The 18966-nt window shown below is 59.6% G+C and carries 11 protein-coding genes; 5 read left to right on the forward strand and 6 right to left on the reverse strand.

Annotated elements, in window-relative coordinates; genetic code table 11:
- Window positions 1–3: 3 nt before the first annotated feature.
- From rplA to rpoC, 5 genes are all read left to right on the forward strand, one after another.
- Window positions 4–705, forward strand: coding sequence for a 50S ribosomal protein L1 (gene rplA / locus H6851_07030; GenBank protein MCB9943359.1), 702 nt, complete (start codon window positions 4–6; stop codon window positions 703–705).
- Between the two features lie 207 nt (window positions 706–912).
- On the forward strand, window positions 913–1422 hold the full coding sequence (rplJ, locus tag H6851_07035; protein ID MCB9943360.1) for a 50S ribosomal protein L10: 510 nt from the start codon (window positions 913–915) through the stop codon (window positions 1420–1422).
- A 63-nt stretch (window positions 1423–1485) separates the two neighbouring features.
- Window positions 1486–1863: a 50S ribosomal protein L7/L12 gene (gene rplL / locus H6851_07040; protein MCB9943361.1), complete on the forward strand. Its 378-nt coding sequence runs from the start codon at window positions 1486–1488 to the stop codon at window positions 1861–1863.
- Between the two features lie 211 nt (window positions 1864–2074).
- Window positions 2075–6172: a DNA-directed RNA polymerase subunit beta gene (rpoB, locus tag H6851_07045; GenBank protein MCB9943362.1), complete on the forward strand. Its 4098-nt coding sequence runs from the start codon at window positions 2075–2077 to the stop codon at window positions 6170–6172.
- 91 nt (window positions 6173–6263) lie between these two features.
- Window positions 6264–10448, forward strand: a complete 4185-nt coding sequence (gene rpoC, locus H6851_07050; GenBank protein ID MCB9943363.1) for a DNA-directed RNA polymerase subunit beta' — start codon at window positions 6264–6266, stop codon at window positions 10446–10448.
- 272 nt (window positions 10449–10720) lie between these two features.
- Here rpoC and H6851_07055 read toward each other — a convergent pair whose 3' ends face one another.
- The 6 genes from H6851_07055 to H6851_07080 form a co-directional block, all read right to left on the reverse strand.
- Window positions 10721–11716 (reverse strand): hypothetical protein, encoded by a 996-nt coding sequence (locus H6851_07055; protein ID MCB9943364.1) that lies wholly within the window; start codon window positions 11714–11716, stop codon window positions 10721–10723.
- Window positions 11717–12018: 302 nt separating this feature from the next.
- Window positions 12019–12591 (reverse strand): NAD(P)H-dependent oxidoreductase, encoded by a 573-nt coding sequence (locus H6851_07060; GenBank protein MCB9943365.1) that lies wholly within the window; start codon window positions 12589–12591, stop codon window positions 12019–12021.
- Between the two features lie 146 nt (window positions 12592–12737).
- The gene (locus tag H6851_07065; GenBank protein MCB9943366.1) at window positions 12738–14312 is read right to left on the reverse strand and encodes an ABC transporter substrate-binding protein; all 1575 of its coding nucleotides are present in this window, start codon (window positions 14310–14312) and stop codon (window positions 12738–12740) included.
- Window positions 14313–14614: 302 nt separating this feature from the next.
- Entirely contained in the window at window positions 14615–16264 is a 1650-nt protein-coding gene (locus tag H6851_07070; protein MCB9943367.1) for a peptide ABC transporter substrate-binding protein, read from the reverse strand.
- 79 nt (window positions 16265–16343) lie between these two features.
- Complete coding sequence (locus H6851_07075) at window positions 16344–17093, reverse strand: ABC transporter ATP-binding protein (GenBank protein ID MCB9943368.1); 750 nt, start codon at window positions 17091–17093, stop codon at window positions 16344–16346.
- The gene (locus tag H6851_07080; GenBank protein MCB9943369.1) at window positions 17090–18931 is read right to left on the reverse strand and encodes an ABC transporter permease; all 1842 of its coding nucleotides are present in this window, start codon (window positions 18929–18931) and stop codon (window positions 17090–17092) included. The genes H6851_07075 and H6851_07080 overlap by 4 nt, the downstream gene beginning before the upstream one ends.
- Window positions 18932–18966 lie beyond the last annotated feature (35 nt).

Consider the following 18966-nt stretch of genomic DNA (forward strand, 5'->3'; position numbering starts at 1 on the left):
AGCATGGCGAAAGGCAAGCGTTTCGAGAAGGCGGCTGCATCCATCGATCGGGCGAAAGTCTACGCGATCGATGAGGCGGTTGATGCGGTCAAGAGTGCCGCAAGCGCCAAGTTTGACGAGACTGTCGAAATCAGCGTCAATCTGGGCGTGGATCCACGACATGCTGACCAGATGGTGCGCGGTTCGGTCAATCTGCCGCACGGTACGGGCAAGACCCTTCGGGTTGCCGTCTTTGCTCGTGGCGACGCGGCTGACGCCGCTCAGGCAGCCGGTGCCGATATTGTCGGTGCCGAGGATCTTGCCGACAAGGTCCAGGCTGGCGAGATCAACTTCGACAGGGTCATCGCGACACCGGACATGATGCCCTTGGTCGGGCGTCTTGGACGTATCCTGGGGCCGCGTGGGCTTATGCCCAATCCCAAGCTCGGGACTGTGACGCCCAACGTCACGGAGGCGGTCGAAGCCGCGAAAGGTGGTCAGGTGCAGTTCCGCGTTGAAAAAGCCGGGATTGTTCATGCCGGTATCGGCAAGGCCAGTTTCGATGCCGACAAGCTGGTCGAGAATGCCCGTGCATTCGTCGACGCAATCAACAAGGCGAAGCCTTCGGGAGCCAAGGGCACCTACCTGAAGAAAGCGCATCTCAGCTCCACGATGGGGCCGGGCGTCAAGGTCGAGGTGGCCAGCGTCGTCGGCGTTTCCGCATAATCGGGCATTGCTGGCGAAAAAGAACTTGCGTTGCGTTGCGTGGTTATTATGGTGCGGTGGTTCAGAACAGTGACAGTAAGCACCTGCCTTGATTCGCTGCAGGCGAATGGAGGGGTTTGCCGTGCTCGCACGTTTCCTGAAGCTTCAAGGAGAACTCGGCGGGCGGCATAGTCAGCTGGTTCAACATTCGGTGTTTGGAGGCAATCGGTGCTTCGAGGCGAGAAGGCGAAGATCCTCGACGGTCTTCACGAGGTCTTTGCAACAAGTGGCGTGGTCGTGGTCACCCATTACATGGGGCTGTCGGTGCCGGAGGTCACCGGGTTGCGCGGTTCGATGCGTGACGCCGGAGGGGTATTCCGGGTTACCAAGAACACTCTGGCCAAGAGAGCCATCAAGGGAACTGCGTTCGAGCATCTCGAACCCCTGTTCACGGGCCCGACCGCCATCGGCTTCTCCAGCGATCCCGTGGCTGCTCCGAAGGCCATCGTGGATTTCGCGAAGAAGAACGACAAGTTGAAAATCATTGGCGGCGGGCTGGATGGTTCGTTGCTGACCGAAGCTCAGGTCAAGGCGTTGGCCGAATTGCCGTCGCTTGATGAGCTCCGGGCCAAATTGCTGGCTCTGCTCAATACTCCGGCGACACGCATCGCCGGCATTCTGCAAGCACCTGGCGGCCAGATCGCCCGTGTGCTCAAGGCGCATGCCGAAAAGGTGTAGGCGCCGCGTTTCATGAACACGATCCGGTACGGGTCACAAGGTTTTCGCGTTGGAGGAATGAAGATGGCGAACTTGGAACAGATTGTAGAGGATCTCTCGAGCCTTACCGTTCTCGAGGCAGCTGAGCTGTCGAAGATGCTCGAGGAGAAGTGGGGTGTGTCGGCGGCTGCCCCGGTTGCTGTCGCGGCCGCTGGTGGTGGTGCTGCAGCCGCGGAGGTGGTCGAGGAGAAGGACGAGTTTGACGTGATCCTTGCCGCTGCCGGTGACAAGAAGATCAATGTCATCAAGGAAGTCCGCGCAATCACCGGCCTTGGCCTGAAGGAAGCCAAGGATCTGGTTGAAGGTGCGCCCAAGGCTGTCAAGGAAGGTGTGTCCAAGGACGAGGCTGCCAAGCTCAAGGAGCAGCTCGAAGGCGCGGGTGCCACTGTCGAGGTCAAGTAACTCGCGATTACTGGCGTCGACCTGGTCGCTCGCTCGGTTGGTTGGAACGAGAGTTCGAACCGACCATTTGAGTGGGCGGTAAGAAAACGCATCGATCTTCATGGAAGGCGGCCGGATAGTCCCATCTCTGGCGCGCCTTCTTCGTCGTGAAAATTTCACCGGTCCGACGTCCGATGTAGCAGGCGCGGACCCGAGCGAGCGAGAGCAAGCCATGCATCAGTCGATCACGGCCAAGAAGCGTATCCGGAAGAGTTTCGGGCGCATTCCGGAAGTGACGACCATGCCGAACCTCATCGAGGTGCAGAGGCAGTCTTATGAAAACTTCCTGCAGATGCTGGTGGCGGCCGCGGACCGGACGGTTTCAGGTCTGGAAGAAGTCTTCCGAAGCGTGTTTCCCATTCGTGATTTCGCGGATCGTGCAGCCCTTGATTATGTCAAGTACGAGCTGGAGCCACCGAAATACGATGTGGAGGAATGTCACCAGCGCGGCCTGACCTTCGCTGCTCCGCTGCGTGTCACCTTGCGGCTGATCGTGTGGGATGTCGATGAGGACACCGGCGCCAAGAGCGTTCGGGACATCAAGGAACAGGACGTCTACATGGGCGACATGCCGCTCATGACGGCCAACGGGACCTTTGTCGTCAATGGCACGGAACGGGTCATCGTGAGCCAGATGCACCGGAGCCCCGGTGTCTTCTTCGATCATGATCGCGGCAAGACCCACAGTTCGGGCAAGTTCCTGTTTTCGGCACGCGTCATTCCCTATCGCGGGTCATGGCTGGATTTTGAATTCGATGCCAAGGACCTGGTCTATGTGCGCATTGATCGGCGGCGGAAGCTTCCGGCAACATCCCTGCTTCTTGCGCTCGGTTTCGATCAGGAGGGTATCCTGTCGGCCTTTTATCACGAGCTTGTCATCAAGCGTTGCGGCGAGGGCTGGAAGATACCGCTGAGGGGAGACCGGCTGCAGGGACAGAAGATCGTCAGCGATCTGACAGATGCCGAAAGTGGCGAGACACTTGCCGAAGCGGGAACGAAGATCAGTCCGCGACTGTTGAAGCGGATTGCGGAGAAGGGAGTCACCGAACTCTACCTGAGTGCCGAGGAGGTGGTCGGTCGCTTTGTCAGTCGTGACCTGGTCAATGACGAGACCGGCCTGATCTTTGCCGAGGCCGGCGAAGAGGTCACCAGCGAGATGCTCGGACGGCTGGCCGAGGCGGGTATCGACGAGCTTCCCGTGCTGGACATCGACCATACCACGATCGGACCCTATCTCCGCAATACACTGGTCCTCGACAAGAGCAGCAATCGCGAGGAGGCCCTTCTCGAGATCTATCGCGTATTGCGGCCCGGCGAGCCGCCGACGCTGGAGACTGCCGACACATTGTTCTCCGGTTTGTTCTTCGACCCCGAGCGTTACGACCTGTCACCTGTCGGTCGCGTGAAGATGAATGCCCGTCTCGGTCTGGAGACCGACGACACGGTGCGGGTCCTTCGCAGCGAAGACATCCTGTCCGTTGTCAAGCACATGGTCGAGATCAAGGACGGTCGGGGAGAGATCGATGACATCGATCACCTGGGCAATCGTCGCGTCCGTTCCGTGGGTGAGCTGATGGAAAATCAGTTCCGCATCGGACTGCTCCGCATGGAGCGTGCGGTACGTGAGCGCATGAGTTCCGTCGAGATCGACGCGGCGATGCCGCATGACCTCGTCAATGCCAAACCTGTCGCGGCGGCTGTCCGGGAGTTCTTCGGATCCTCGCAGCTTTCGCAGTTCATGGACCAGACCAATCCTCTATCGGAAATTACGCACAAGCGGCGCCTTTCCGCGCTTGGTCCCGGCGGTCTGACCCGCGAACGGGCGGGCTTTGAGGTGCGCGACGTGCATCCGACTCACTATGGCCGCATCTGTCCGATTGAAACTCCCGAAGGGCCGAACATCGGGCTCATCAACAGTCTTGCGACTTATGCCCGTATCAACAAATACGGTTTCATCGAGAGCCCCTACCGGCGGATTGTCGACGGAAAGGTGGAAGGCGATGTCATCTATCTTTCGGCCATGGAAGAGGGGCGGTACACGATTGCTCAGGCGAATTCGGCATTGACGCCGGATGGCCGCTTCGCCGATGAGCTGGTGAGTTGTCGGGAGAATGGCGACTATCTGCTTTGCCGGCCGGAGACGATCGATTTCATCGATGTTTCGCCCAAGCAGCTGGTTTCGGTTGCGGCAGCGCTCATTCCATTCCTTGAGAACGATGACGCCAATCGTGCGCTCATGGGTTCGAACATGCAGCGGCAGGCCGTTCCCCTTCTCTGTGCCGAGGCGCCATTTGTCGGTACTGGCATGGAAGAGGTCGTGGCACGCGATAGTGGTGCCGCCGTCGTGGCCCGGCGGACAGGTGTCGTCGATCAGGTCGACGGGGGGCGCATTGTCGTCCGGGTAACGGATGAAACGGCCCGAGCTGATGCCGTTGTCGATATTTACAACCTGCGGAAATTCCAGCGGTCAAACCAGAATACATGTATCAATCAGCGACCTTTGGTGAAGGTTGGCGACAAGGTTGATGCCGGAAGCATTATTGCCGATGGCCCCTCCACCGAGCTGGGCGAACTGGCGCTCGGTCGCAATGTCCTTGTCGCGTTCATGCCGTGGAATGGCTACAATTTTGAAGATTCGATCCTGATTTCGGAGCGGATCGTCCGCGATGACGTCTTCACCTCGATCCATATCGAGGAGTTCGAGGTCATGGCGCGCGATACCAAGCTCGGACCGGAGGCGATTACCCGCGATATTCCGAACGTTTCGGAAGAAGCACTTCGCAATCTGGACGAGGCGGGCATCGTTTATATCGGCGCAGAGGTGAACGCAGGCGATATTCTTGTCGGCAAGGTTACACCCAAGGGTGAGACTCCGATGACGCCGGAAGAAAAGCTGCTGCGCGCCATCTTCGGCGAAAAGGCGGCCGATGTTCGCGACACGTCTTTGAAGGTGCCGCCCGGGGTGACCGGCACGATCGTCGAGGTGCGGGTATTCAACCGTCGTGGTGTCGACAAGGACGAGCGCGCCATTTCGATCGAGCGCGGTGAAATCGAGCGTCTGGCCAAGGATCGCGACGACGAGCGGAACATCCTGGAGCGGAACATCTACGGCCGTCTGCGCGAAGTTCTCGATGAGCAGACCACCACGGCAGGTCCGAAGGGGATCAAGGCTGGCGTGAAGATCGATGGTGGGTTGTTCGAAACCCTCCCGCGCCGTCAGTGGTGGGAACTCGCTGTCGGCGACATCGACCGGATGACCGAGATCCAGAACCTCAAGCGGCAACTCGATGATGGGCTCAAGCATCTTGAGGAACGCTTCGAGAACAAGGTCGAAAAGCTGCAACGTGGCGACGAGATGCCTCCGGGCGTGCTCAAGATGGTCAAGGTCTTTGTCGCCGTTAAGCGCAAGCTGCAACCGGGCGACAAGATGGCCGGGCGTCACGGAAACAAGGGGGTCATTTCCAAGATCGCCCCGCTTGAGGATATGCCCTATCTGGATGATGGTACCGCTGTGGATATCGTTCTCAATCCGCTGGGTGTGCCATCGCGGATGAATGTCGGGCAGATCCTGGAGACCCATCTGGGCTGGGCCTGTTCGAACACGGGCCGGCAGTTGGGGCAACTGGTCGACAGCTATCAACGGCAAGTCGAGCGCGAGGCCTTCGTCGAGCGGATCACGGCCATTTACGGTAACGAGACGGGGCGTGAGGTCGCACATTACAGTGACAGCGAGTTGCTGGAACTGGGCGAGAACCTGCGCAAGGGCGTGCCGATTGCTACCCCGGTTTTTGACGGCGCCCATGAGGCCGACATTGTCCGGATGCTGGAAGATGCGGGGTGTGACGCCTCGGGGCAGGTGACACTGGTCGATGGACGAACGGGCGAGCCCTTCCACCGCCAGGTAACGGTCGGGTACATCTACATGCTGAAACTCGGCCACCTCGTGGATGACAAGATCCATGCCCGTTCGGTCGGTCCCTACAGTCTTGTCACGCAGCAGCCGCTGGGTGGCAAGGCGCAGTTCGGTGGTCAGCGTTTCGGCGAAATGGAGTGCTGGGCATTGCAGGCCTATGGTGCTTCCTACACCTTGCAGGAAATGCTGACCGTCAAGTCGGACGATGTTTCGGGTCGGACCAAGATCTACGAGGCGATCGTTCGCGGCGAGGATACGTTCGAGGCCGGAGTTCCCGAAAGCTTCAACGTTCTCGTCAAGGAGCTGCAGGCGTTGGGCCTGAATGTCGAGCTCCAGCAGGAAATGACGGCAGACTGACCGGTCATTTTTTTCTTGATGGTGACGGGAGGGTCGGCAAGTCCTCCCGTCGATTTTCCGTTCTATTGCCGGCGACAGGACGCAGGATCTCATGAACGATTTGATGTACCTCTTTGGCCAGCCCGCTACCGGACAGAAATTCGACCAGATCCAGATCTCGATCGCGAGCCCCGACCAGATTCGCGAATGGTCCTATGGCGAGGTGCGCAAACCGGAGACCATCAACTATCGGACGTTCAAGCCGGAACGGGATGGTCTGTTCTGTGCCAAGATCTTCGGGCCGATCAAGGACTACGAGTGCCTGTGCGGCAAGTACAAGCGCATGAAGTACAAGGGCATCGTCTGCGAGAAATGCGGCGTCGAGGTCATTCAGTCCAAGGTGCGTCGCGAGCGCATGGGCCATATCGAACTTGCCGCACCTGTGGCGCATATCTGGTTTCTGAAGTCGGTTCCGACGCGTATCGGCATCTTGCTCGACATGACGCTGCGCGATCTGGAGCGCGTTCTCTATTTCGAGAATTTCGTGGTCGTCGAGCCAGGGCTGACGCCGCTCAAACAGCATGAGCTCCTGAACGAGGAGCAGGTGCTTCGTTATCGCGACGAGTTCGGTGATGATTTCCAGGTGGGGATTGGTGCCGAAGCTGTGCAGTCGATGCTCAAGTCGCTCGACCTGCCGCGCGAGCGCGAACAGATGCGTGCCGACCTGGTCGAAACGACCTCCGAGGCCAAGCGCAAGAAGCTCGTCAAGCGCCTGAAGCTGGTGGAGACGTTCCTGGAGTCGGGAAACAAGCCGGAATGGATGGTTCTTGAAGTCGTTCCGGTCATTCCGCCGGAACTGCGTCCGTTGGTGCCGCTTGACGGAGGCCGTTTCGCGACCTCGGATCTGAACGACCTCTACCGCCGTGTCATCAACCGGAACAATCGCCTCAAGCGCCTCATGGAACTGCGTGCGCCTGATATCATCGTGCGTAATGAGAAGCGCATGTTGCAGGAAGCCGTGGATGCGCTGTTCGACAATGGTCGTCGCGGGCGCGTTATCACCGGTGCGAACAAGCGGCCGCTCAAGTCGCTTTCCGATATGCTCAAGGGCAAGCAGGGCCGTTTCCGCCAGAACCTGCTCGGCAAGCGTGTCGATTATTCGGGGCGTTCGGTGATTGTGGTCGGACCGGAACTGAAATTGCATCAGTGCGGCCTGCCGAAGAAGATGGCGCTCGAACTGTTCAAGCCATTTGTCTACGCAAAGCTGGAACTATACGGCAAGGCGCAGACGATCAAGGCGGCCAAGCGCATGGTCGAGAAGGAGCGTCCCGAGGTCTGGGACATCCTTGAGCAGGTCATTCGCGAGCATCCGGTGTTGCTCAACCGCGCGCCGACGTTGCATCGCCTGGGCATTCAGGCATTTGAGCCGACGTTGATCGAGGGCAAGGCCATCCAGCTGCACCCATTGGTTTGCACGGCCTTCAACGCCGATTTCGATGGCGATCAGATGGCGGTGCATGTTCCGCTGTCGCTGGAGGCCCAGCTGGAAGCCCGTGTGCTCATGATGTCGACCAACAACATCCTGAGTCCGGCCAATGGCAAGCCGATCATCGTGCCGACGCAGGATATCGTTCTCGGCCTGTACTATATCTCGCTGGAGCTCGAAGGGGAGCCGGGCGAAGGTCTCGTGCTGGGGGATGTCGACGAGGTGCAGCATGCCCTGCTGGCCGGTCAGGTGTCGATGCATTCCAAGATCAGGTGCCGCATCACGGAGCTGGATGATCGGGGCGAGGAACATACAAGGGTTGTCGATACGACTCCCGGTCGCATGATGCTGTTCGAAATCATGCCGAGGCACCCTGCACTGAAGTTCGAACGGTTGTTGAACCGTACCTTGACCAAGAAGGAGGTCAGCCAGGTCATCGACGAAGTCTACCGTTTCTGTGGCCAGAAGGAGACGGTCATCTTTGCCGACAGGTTGATGACGCTTGGTTTCGGGAATGCTGCCAAGGCGGGTATTTCCTTCGGCAAGGACGACATGATCATCCCGATGGGCAAGGAGGCGCTGGTTTCGAGAACCCAGGATCTCGTCAAGCAGTTCGAGCAGCAATATGCCGACGGTCTGATTACCAAGAACGAAAAGTACAACAAGGTTGTCGATGCCTGGCAAAGCTGTTCGGACAAGGTTGCCGATGAGATGATGCTCGGTATTCAGGCGCAGCAGAAAGTCCGCCGCGCTGACGGTCGCCAGTCGCAGCCCAATGCCATCTGGATGATGGCTCACTCGGGTGCTCGCGGTTCGGCTGCGCAGATCAAGCAGTTGGCCGGTATGCGCGGCCTGATGGCCAAGCCATCCGGTGAGATCATCGAAACGCCGATCATTGCCAATTTCAAGGAGGGGTTGTCGGTTCTCGAATATTTCAATTCGACCCATGGAGCCCGCAAGGGATTGGCTGACACCGCGTTGAAGACGGCAAACTCGGGCTACCTCACCCGGCGGTTGGTCGATGTCGCGCAGGATTGCATCATCGTTGAAGATGATTGCGGTACTTCGCGTCACCTGACGATCACCGCCGGTACGGACGAGGATATCGGCGAAAGAGTGCTGGGCCGCACGACTGCCGCGGATGTGCTTGATCCCCGGACGGAAGAAGTCCTGATTCCCGCGCAGACCATGATCGTCGAAGAGATGGCGAGGCGTATCCAGGAGGCCCATGTCGATACCGTCCTGGTCCGTTCGGTGCTGACGTGCGACAGCAGCGGTGGCGTTTGCGGTCGATGCTATGGTCGTGATCTTGCACGAGGAACGCCGGTCAATATCGGCGAGGCGGTCGGCGTCATCGCGGCGCAGTCCATCGGCGAACCAGGAACGCAACTTACCATGCGTACCTTCCATATCGGAGGTGCTGCCCAGGGGCAGGCCGAACAGTCGCAAGTGGAAGCACCGGTCAACGGCTTGATGAAAATTGTCAACCCGCGGTTGGTGAATGATAGCCAGGGTCGTCAGGTGGTGCTGGGACGCAACTCCGAACTGGTGGTTTATGACGAGGTCGGTCGCGAGAAACTTCGTCACAAGCTGCCAAATGGTACCCGTTTGAAGGTCAAACCCGACAGTGCGGTCGAAAAGGACCAGGTACTGGCCGAATGGGATCCGCATACGTTGCCAGTGGTTACCGAGACCAATGGTACGGTGGTATTCCAGGACATGGTCGAGGGAATCTCCTTCCGGGAAGTGGTTGACGAGACCACCGGCAAGGCCAGCAAGGAGTTGATTGACTGGCGTCAGTCGGCTCGTGCCGGCAATTTGCGCCCATCAATCCTGTTGCAGGATGACGATGGCAACCCGATCATCCTGCCGTCGGGCAATGAAGCTCGCTACTATCTGCCAGTCGCGGCCTTTCTCAATGTTGATGCGGGAGCGAAGGTCCATGCGGGTGACGTTCTTGCCCGCTTGCCCAAGGAAGCCTCGAAGACCCGTGACATCACGGGTGGTCTGCCACGCGTGGCAGAGTTGTTCGAGGCGCGCAAACCGAAGGATCCCGCGATCATCGCCGAGCTCGAGGGCAAGATCGAGTTTGGCAAGGACTACAAGAACAAGCGCCGTCTCAAGATCATTCCTGCCGACGAGGATCTTGAGCCGGTGGACTACCTGATCCCGAAGGGGCGACATGTCATCGTGCAGGAAGGTGATATCGTGAAGCCGGGCGACCTTATCGTCGACGGCAACCCGGTCCCGCACGATATCCTGAGGGTCCTTGGTGTAGAGGCGCTGTCGGCCTATCTCGTCGATGAAATCCAGGAGGTCTACAATCTTCAGGGTGTGCGTATCAATGACAAGCACATCGAGGTCATCGTCCGCCAGATGTTGCAGAAGATCGAGGTCGTCGATCCGGGCGAGACGACCTTCCTTGTCGGTGAGCAGGTTGACCGTGTCGAGTTTGATCGGGTCAATGAACGTGCCATTGCCGAGGACAGACGCCCTGCCAGTTGCTTTGCGGTACTTCAGGGTATCACCAAGGCGAGCCTGCAGACCCAGTCTTTCGTTTCGGCTGCCTCCTTCCAGGAAACCACTCGTGTTCTCACCGATGCGGCATTCTCGGGCAAGATCGACCGGCTTGCCGGACTCAAGGAGAATGTTATCGTCGGCCGATTGATACCGGCCGGCACGGGTGGAGTATTGCCGAGGTTGAAGAAGCTCAAGGCGGGCGATGACCGCTTTGCAGCGCCGATGGAACTCGAAATTGATGAACCACCGATGCGCATCCCCGAAATGACCGACTTCCCGCCCGCGGAGTAGGCTGGCTGGGTTGATCGGTTAGATGCTGTTGGCTGTTCACGAACCGATCCAGGCCTTCGCCTCGCAGGCGAAGTGCTTCGGCGTGAAAGAAGAGGTGTTTATATCCCGGGACCGAGGATTCAGGCTTCGCCATCCTCGGTCCCGGGAGATGGGATTTTGCAACCGCATGGCTTGCACAGATGCGGCGCATCGTGTTCCTCCGCTCAAATGGTCCAAGGGGAGGTTTGACGAAAAATCAGCCATAAACAAACGCTACAAAATCAGTAGAATCATCACTGTATCGGGATCGGTGGGTCGTCGGCTTCGGTTTCCCACCATTCATGAAGATCGACAGTCCGGCGTGCGCCGAGGCGCTCCAGCCCCCGGACCAGAGCCATGCCGGTTCGTGACGCCACGAAATGGGATGGGTGTCTCTTGCCCAGAAAATGAAACTCGTGCATGAGGGTGGAGGCCTGCGCTCTCAGCCCCGAGACGCTGGAGGCCGTCATCAATGGCACCACGTCCTCAATCGGTTCGACACGTTCCCATGTGGCATGAGAGCGCTCCCTCGCAGCCCGATAGCCGGTGCGGTCCTGTTCATTGATGATGGCGCGATGCAGCTCGGGGTCGGAAACCCAGAGGACGCCACGCGCCCAGTCGGGGATGTCAATCTCGTCGACAGCTCTGAGGGCGGACCTCACCTCGTCCAGGGCTGCGTGCCAGGCGTCGCAGGTCGAGATAAGCCGAGCATCCGAAGCGGCATGGTGTGCCACCGTCGGGCCGAGGAAACCGAGTCCGAGAATGAATCCGTCCATCAATCGGGGCAACAGTTCGGGGTCAAAGTACACGGTGCGGGTAGCAAGGGCTTGCGCCTGAACCATGAGTCCGGCCAGGTCGGTCGCGACCTCCGCACAGATTCCTCTGGATGCCGCCCATTGTCGCTTCAATGCCTCGCTTGCCTTACTTTCGGCGTGGTCAAGACCATTCAGGCGGCACCATTCGTCGACGGCGGCCTTTGCCGCATCATCGCCCGGTGACAGACGCTCGGAAAGGTCCGAGGGAATGGCGGAATCGATTTGCAGCGCCCGCTCGTTCCACCACTCGTATTCGTCCATCGCCTGCACCAGCTCTCTTCCCAGCTGGGCAAGCGGGGAAGAAGAGGCCGGCGATGAGGTGCCGAGCCAGGCTGCAGCCGGCACGCCGGCACCAACCATCGTCAGTGCCGCGCGGCGGGTCAGATATCCGCATCCGGCCCCCTGCCTGTCACTAAGGGAATCACTCGCGGACATCGTACCGCTACTGTGTTCCGTCAACGCTGCCGTACGGCTGGTTTTCTTGCGGTCGCGCATTGGATGCAGGCCCTTTGTTGATGGAGTGGAATTCTACCAGATCAGCCGGTCCGGGCCAAATATGACCGACTGCAACCATTTGATTCGCCGTCTATTTTAGCGATTTTTCGACATGAATTTTTCTTTTCTCGTGGTGGGACGGAAGTGCTGAAGGGCAGGAAAACCCTGCCCCGATGGGTGTACCGGAGGCTCCAACTCCTGAGGCTGAGACAGTGGGGAGCAGCACGGGATTGCCGGTCGGGTCAGGCGGATAGCCTGCTGACCTGGACGAGGGCCCTTGCCATGTCCCCGATCATGTTCCCCATGGTGGGATCGTTGAACGATCCATCTTCGCCAAGCACTTCGTAGACATTGCCAACTGCAACCTGTTGCGGAATGACGAGCACTCCCAGATTGACCAGTATCTGGCGCAGATGGACGAGGCCGCGCATGCCGCCGAACTTGCCGCCCGATGCGCTGACGATGGCAGCTGTCTTGCCAGCATAGGCCACCAGAGGTGCCGGATCATCGGTTTCCCTGCGGGAACACCAGTCCAGGGTGTTCTTCAGCAGTGGCGTGAATCCGCCATTGTACTCGGGCGATCCGATGAGGAGACCGTCATGTTCGGCCATCAGCCTCTTGAGGCGCCGGGCGCCCTCGGGCACGCCGTCGCGTTCCTCAAGATCGCCGTTGTACAGCGGCATCTCGTAATCCTTGAGATCAACCGGGGTGACATGCGCACCCTCGGCTTCAAGCAGCGGCACGATGGCCTCGACCAGTCTGCGATTGATTGATCCGGCTCGCGTGCTTCCGGCAAAGGCCAGAATCTTCGGCATCCCATCCTCCTTCGGCAATTCCTGCCAGAAACGTAGGAGCCGGCTGACGTGTTTGCGATGTCCGTTACGCGAACAATATGTTGCCAGTGAAAGAAAAAAGGGATGCGCAGGCACGATTTCCACGCGCATCCCCGGTTCAGTCAAGGTCAGGCGAACCACCAGCGCTCGACGCATTTCTGCCCGTCGAGATCCCAGTTGCTGCCCATTTGCTCGTCGTGGGCGATCTTGCTCGAATGGGCGAACACGTAGTTGGCGAACATCGAGCAGACGAGTCCCCCATCGTCGCGCAGGATTGCCTGCATCTCATAATACATGTCGCGACGACGCGCTTCATCGAGCTCGGAACGGGCTTCGTGCAGCAGCGTATCGAAACGCTCGTTCGACCAGAAGGTGTCGTTCCATGCCACTCCGGTTTCGTACGCGGTCGAGAACATCCAGTCCTCGGTGGGACGGCCACCCCAGTAACAGGCGCACCAGGGTTTCTTCATCCACACATTCGACCAGTAGCCGTCGTTCGGTTCACGGACGATATTGATGTCGATGCCGGCGGGCGCCGCATGTTCGCGATAGAGCGTGGCGGCGTCGACAGCCCCGGCGAAGGCGGCATCCGCCGCGGACAGGTTGACTGTCAAATTGGTCAGTCCTGCTTCCTTGAGGTAGAATTTCGCCTTGTCCGGATCGTAATGCGTCTGTTCCAGTTCACCATTGTGGAAGCGCATCGTGGGTGCGATCGGGTGATCGTTCCCGACGACTCCGTGCCCACGCAACACGGTCTCCACCAGCGCTTCCCGGTTCAGGCCCCACTTCAGCGCCCGACGGACATTGGCATTGTCGAACGGAGCCGTGTCGGTCCGCATGGGGAAGGTATAGTGGCGCGTGCCGGTCGTTTCCTGCACCTTCACATTCGGATTGCGCTTGAGGAGGTGTACCGTTTTCAGGTCGCAGCGATCCATCACGTCGATTTCGCCCGTGGACAACGCATTGGTGCGGGCTGTGACGTCGATGATCGACAGGATCTCCACCTCGTCGAAATGAGCGCGGTTCTTCTTGTGGTAATTGGGGAATTTCTTGAAAAGGCCACGAACGCCAGGCTCGAAACTGTCCAGCACGTAGGGTCCGCAGCCGATGCCGGAAAGGTCAGGCTTGCCATCGACGGCCGGCATGATCGGCAGGTGGTAATCGGAGACGATATAGGGGAAATCGGCATTCCCGCCATCGAGCACGAAGCGGACGGTGCGGTCGTCAACCTTCACGATCTCCTTGATGGGGGCCACGATCGGCTTGGCCGCCGATTTGCTGTCCTCTCCCCGGTGATGGTTGAAGGACACGACCACATCGTCAGCCGTGACCGATTTCCCGTTGTGAAACTCCAGCCCATCCTTGAGTTTGAATGTCCACTCCGCAGCATCGTCGCTGGCTTCCCAAGTCTCGGCCAGCTCCGGCACCAGCGTGTCGTTTTCATCCACCTCGGTGAGATAGTTGTGGATGGTGTAGGTGAGCTGCAACATGTAGCCGTTTTCGAAGGTCGCAGGGTCGAGCGTGTCGGTGGTCGACCCGTGGCCCATGCCGATGCGGAACCGGCCGCCCTGATTCGGCTCCGCCCGGACGGCACGCGGCAGGCTGACGGCGATGCCGAGCGCACTGGCACCAGCCAGGAATTCACGTCGCCCGATACGGCCCCGATGCAGCGAATCGAGGAGATGATCATAGGACAGGGTCATGTTTTTGCCTCCTTTGATTGTACCTGCATCTCGTCAAGCCATTGAAACAACGACTTTCGAGCCGCAATTTGGCAGTTTGATGGCAGGAACTTAGCCACAGGGAGAAATAAGGCAAGGCGCACAACCCCAAATGACCGGAGACCCACCGCGGATTCGGGCAGGTTGTGTGTCCATCAGAGCGCTTCCCGATCAGGTGCGATCGGTCTGACGCTCCATCCCGTTGTTTCGCCGCATTTCCTTGCCGCTCATGTGTTTTGTCTGAGCGGGAAAAGCTTGTCGTTGAGAGTCGGCCGAAGTCCGGTTCATTCCTCTACCCTCCAGTCCTCGACCTGAAGGGTGACGGGAGCGAGGTGGCCGGTGGGAGTGATGTTCTTAATCCACCGGGGCCAGATGTGGGCATCCGAGCGAAAATACAAAGGGATGGCGGGCAGGTCTTCGGCGTAGATGCGCTGGAGTTCGTGCCACATTTTCGCGCGCGAAGGACGGTCGAGTTCGACCTCGATGGCGTCGATCAGTTCGTCCATGCGCGGATTGGCATAGCCCGTGTAGTTCTGTCCGGACCAGCCATTGGCCTCGCTCGGGATCTCGTCGGAGTGCAGGGTCGAGCGTGGTACGTTTTCCGGAGGTGAAATCCAGGCGAACATCGCCATGTGGGGAAAGGCGCGCCTGCTTACAGTCTGCCCGAAGAAGACCCGTGCCGGCTCGTTCTTGATGGAGACGGCGATGCCAAGCGGCTTCCACATGCTCTGCAGCACCTGCTCCACCAGTTCACGGGTACGGTTGCCCGCAGTGGTCATGAGCGTAAACCGCAGGGCTTCGCCTTGCGCGTTGTGACGCACACCGTCATGCATGACGTTCCAGCCGGCCTGGTCCAGCAAGCTGGCGGCGGCTATCGGGTCATAGGCGTATTTGGGCACGTTCTGATCGTAAACCCAGTCCAGTGGATTGATACTGGTATCGGCCACCGGCTGTCGTCCGGCGAACAGTTGCTGGCTCAGCGCTTCCCGGTCGATGCCAAGGACCAGTGCGTGGCGGACCCGGACGTCGGCGAGGATCGGATTGTCGAGCATCAGGTCGATATGCTCATAGACCAGTCCCGGCTTGTAAAATACCTGCCATTCCTGTCCGTGACGTTCATCGAAGGCCAGGGCCTGATCGAGGGAAAGGCCGAGGGAGCCCTCGATCATGTCGATTTCCCCGGAAAGGAGATTGGCTTCAAGTGCCGCTGTGTTTTCAATGGTCTTCACGACGATTTCATCAAAGTCAGGCGTCTTTCCCCACCAATAGGGATTGCGGCGCATGACGACATGACTGCCATTGACGACTTCGGCGATGACATAGGGGCCGAGCCACAGTCCTTCATGGGTGGTATCGCTCTCGTAGAGCGAGCGGTTGCGATAGGTTGCGGGATCGGCCTCGAAGATCTCGCGTTCGAGATGGGCCGGCAGCAGGCGAAAATCGTCTATGCCCTGATAGTCGAAGGTGAGCTTTGAGATCGTGAGCGTGAATGTCTTGTCGTCGACGACTTCGATATCGGTGATGCGGCGGTAGAGTTCGGCGTTGGAAACGCCGCTTTGCGGGTTGCTGCCGACCTCGCGGGTGAAGAGGACGTCCTGGGTCGTTACGGGCACGCCATCGCTCCAGCGGGCCTCGGCGGGGAGGGTGTAGGTGAGGCGGATGCCCTTGGTGCCGTCAGGGTTGTCGATCACCACCGCGTCGCCATCCTCGATCGAGGGCAGTTTGACGCAAAGATAGCATTGCAGCTCCCAGGCGGCATTGTCGCGGGTGATCGGGCGATGGGTGAGGCCATGGATATAGGATTTGGCCGCCATTGAATCGATGTTCGGATGGAAGGTCGAGGGAAACTGGGTGATGCCGATGACCAGCCTGTCGCGGGCCGAGGCGGGCAGGGCAAGGGAGATGAGGGCCAGTACGAGCAGGAGTCGTTTCATCGGAGATGCTCCACGTCCGGGACATGTTGCCGACCTGTAACTCAATCCGGGGGCATGTTGAAAGGTCCACCTGCCGGGCTCAGTCGTGATCGCTGCCCAGATAGATCTCCCGGACCATGCGATCGGCCCGGACTTCGGCGGGCGATCCGGTGGCGATCAGTTCGCCGCGCGCCAGTACGGTGATCCGGTCGCTGTGATTGAACACGACATCCATGTCATGCTCCGTGAACAACACCCCGATTCCGCGTTGCTTGCAGAGGCGTGCGGTCATGGCCATCAGCTCCAGCCGTTCGCGCGGGGCCATGCCGGCGGTGGGCTCGTCCATGAGCAGCAGTTTGGGCGCATTGGCCATTGCGATGGCCAGTTCCACCCGCTTGAGGTCGCCATAGGCCAGCACCGAGCAGGCGCGGTTGGCATGTTCGGCTATGCCGACATCATCGAGCAGGCTGCGTGCCTCATCGACAAGCATCTGGCTGGCGCGACCCCGCAGCGAGCTGGTCAGGCGTCGGTATGACAACAGTGCCATCTGGATATTCTCGATGACTGTCATCGAAGCAAAGGTGGCGGTGATCTGAAAGGTGCGGCCGACACCCAGGCGCGATATCCGTCGCGGTGGCCACCCGGTAATGTCCTTCCCGAGGAGATGGATGCTGCCGCGATCCGGTGTCAACTGGCCGCCAACCATGTTGAAACAGGTACTCTTGCCGGCGCCATTGGGACCGATCAGGGCCAGCAATTCGCCTGCGGCGAGGTCGATATCCACACCGTTGACCGCCTTTACTCCGCCGAACACCTTGGTAAGGCCGCGTACTTCGAGAAGATTGGTCATGCCGATCGTCCGGGGCCGATCGTCCGGCGCAGATAGCCGACAATGCCCTGTGGGAAGGCCATCACCAGAAGGATGATGACCAGTCCCAGCAACAGCCGCCACATGGCGATGCGTGCCAGCCAGTCATGCAGCGCCGTGAACACGCCGGCTCCCACCCACGGTCCCGACAGGGTCTGGATACCACCCATGAGCACCATCATCAGCGCGTCGAACGAGCGGGGAATGCCCATCTCATCCGGAAAGACGCTCCCCTTGGAGAAGGCAAACAGGGCACCGGCAAGGCCCGCCGCGGCACCGGCAAGGATGAAAGCCATCCATTGCTGTCGGGCAACGTCGATGCCGATGGCTTCGGCGCGCAGGATACTGTCCCGCCCCGCTCTCAGGGCGAAGCCGAACGGCGTGAAGACCATGTGCCGCAACAGTGCTATGGCAGCCACGGTCAGGGCCAGTGTGATATAGTAGAAGTCGAGTGGCGTCTTGGCCCATTCCGCCGGCCAGATGCCGAGCAGACCGTCGTCGCCGCCCGTGACCTCGGTCCATTGGAATGCCACCGACCAGCATATCTGCGCGAATGCCAGTGTCAGCATGGCGAAATAGACCCCGCGCAGGCGCACGCAGAACCAGCCGATCACCAGCGCCAGCATGGCGGCGGCCAGGGGGGCGGCGAACAGCGCGATCTCCATGCGTGCATCGAGCCAGGTCACGAGCAGGGCTGCTGCATAGGCTCCGCCACCGAAATATGCCGCATGGCCGAAGGAGACCATGCCGCCCGGTCCCATGATTGCATGTAAACTGGTAGCAAACAGTGCCATGATGAGAATTTCAGTCGTGACCACCAGAGTGAAGGGATCGGCGACCGACGGCAGGGCAATGAGGGCAACGACGATGCCGGTGAACAAGGCCCGAACCCACGGTCCGAGCGGCCGCAACGGTTCATCCGGTATCTCGTGAGAGGCTCCATGCGGGACTTCCGGCTTGCCCAGGAGACCCCACGGGCGAAAGATCAGCACGACGGCCATGACCAGGAACATCAGCACCAGTGTGCTTTCGGGGAACAACAGGATGCCGAAGGCGCGCAGCTCGCCGATGATGACCGATGCAAGAAATGCGCCCGTGATGCTGCCCATGCCGCCGATGACCGTCACGACAAAGACATCGGCAATGATGCCGAAGTCCATGAGCAGATTGGCCCCGCCCTTCGGCAGCTGGATGGCTCCGCCGAGCCCGGCGAGGCAGGATCCGAGGAAGAACACGGAGGTGAACAGCCAGCGCTGGTTGACGCCGAGAGCGCCGACCATTTCCCGGTCGGCGGTTGCTGCCCGAACGAGAATGCCCCAGCGTGTTGTCTTGAACAGAAGGTTGAGCAGGATGAGCACGACCGGGCTGATGACGATCAGCACGATGTCGTAGAGCGGCATGCGCTCACCGAGAATGCCGATCGAACCCCTGAGCCCCAGTGCGCGCGGGCCGAGTTGGTCCTCGGCACCCCATATCCACAAGGCGGCATCCTGAATGACGAGAATGACGCCGAATGTTGCAAGCAGTTGAAACAGTTCCGGTGCACGGTAAATGCGCCTGAGAATGGTCATCTCGACAAGGAGGCCGATGCCCCCGACAGCCAGTGACGCGAGGATGATCGATGCCCAGAAGGGAACGACTCCGCGTGGCATCCAGTCGATCAGCGACAAGGCGATATAGGCACCCAGCATGTAAAATGAACCATGAGCGAAGTTCACCACGCGGGTAACGCCAAAGATGATCGACAGTCCCGATGCGACAAGAAAGAGGGCGGCAGCACTCGAAAGACCGGTGAGAAACTGTACAAGGTAAAAGCTCAACGATCCGGTCCCGATTCGTTCAATGGGCGCTCAGG

The organism is Geminicoccaceae bacterium, from assembly GCA_020638465.1.
Lineage (GTDB): Bacteria > Pseudomonadota > Alphaproteobacteria > Geminicoccales > Geminicoccaceae > JAGREO01.

Bases quoted from the DNA above. Each gene is read 5' to 3' on its own strand.
- rpoB (MCB9943362.1), top strand. From the start codon at position 2,075: ATGCATCAGTCGATCACGGCCAAGAAGCGTATCCGGAAGAGTTTCGGG.
- rplL (MCB9943361.1), top strand. From the start codon at position 1,486: ATGGCGAACTTGGAACAGATTGTAGAGGATCTCTCGAGCCTTACCGTT.
- H6851_07055 (MCB9943364.1), bottom strand. From the start codon at position 11,716: ATGTCCGCGAGTGATTCCCTTAGTGACAGGCAGGGGGCCGGATGCGGA.
- H6851_07075 (MCB9943368.1), bottom strand. From the start codon at position 17,093: ATGACCAATCTTCTCGAAGTACGCGGCCTTACCAAGGTGTTCGGCGGA.
- rplA (MCB9943359.1), top strand. From the start codon at position 4: ATGGCGAAAGGCAAGCGTTTCGAGAAGGCGGCTGCATCCATCGATCGG.
- rpoC (MCB9943363.1), top strand. From the start codon at position 6,264: ATGAACGATTTGATGTACCTCTTTGGCCAGCCCGCTACCGGACAGAAA.
- H6851_07070 (MCB9943367.1), bottom strand. From the start codon at position 16,264: ATGAAACGACTCCTGCTCGTACTGGCCCTCATCTCCCTTGCCCTGCCC.
- H6851_07060 (MCB9943365.1), bottom strand. From the start codon at position 12,591: ATGCCGAAGATTCTGGCCTTTGCCGGAAGCACGCGAGCCGGATCAATC.
- H6851_07065 (MCB9943366.1), bottom strand. From the start codon at position 14,312: ATGACCCTGTCCTATGATCATCTCCTCGATTCGCTGCATCGGGGCCGT.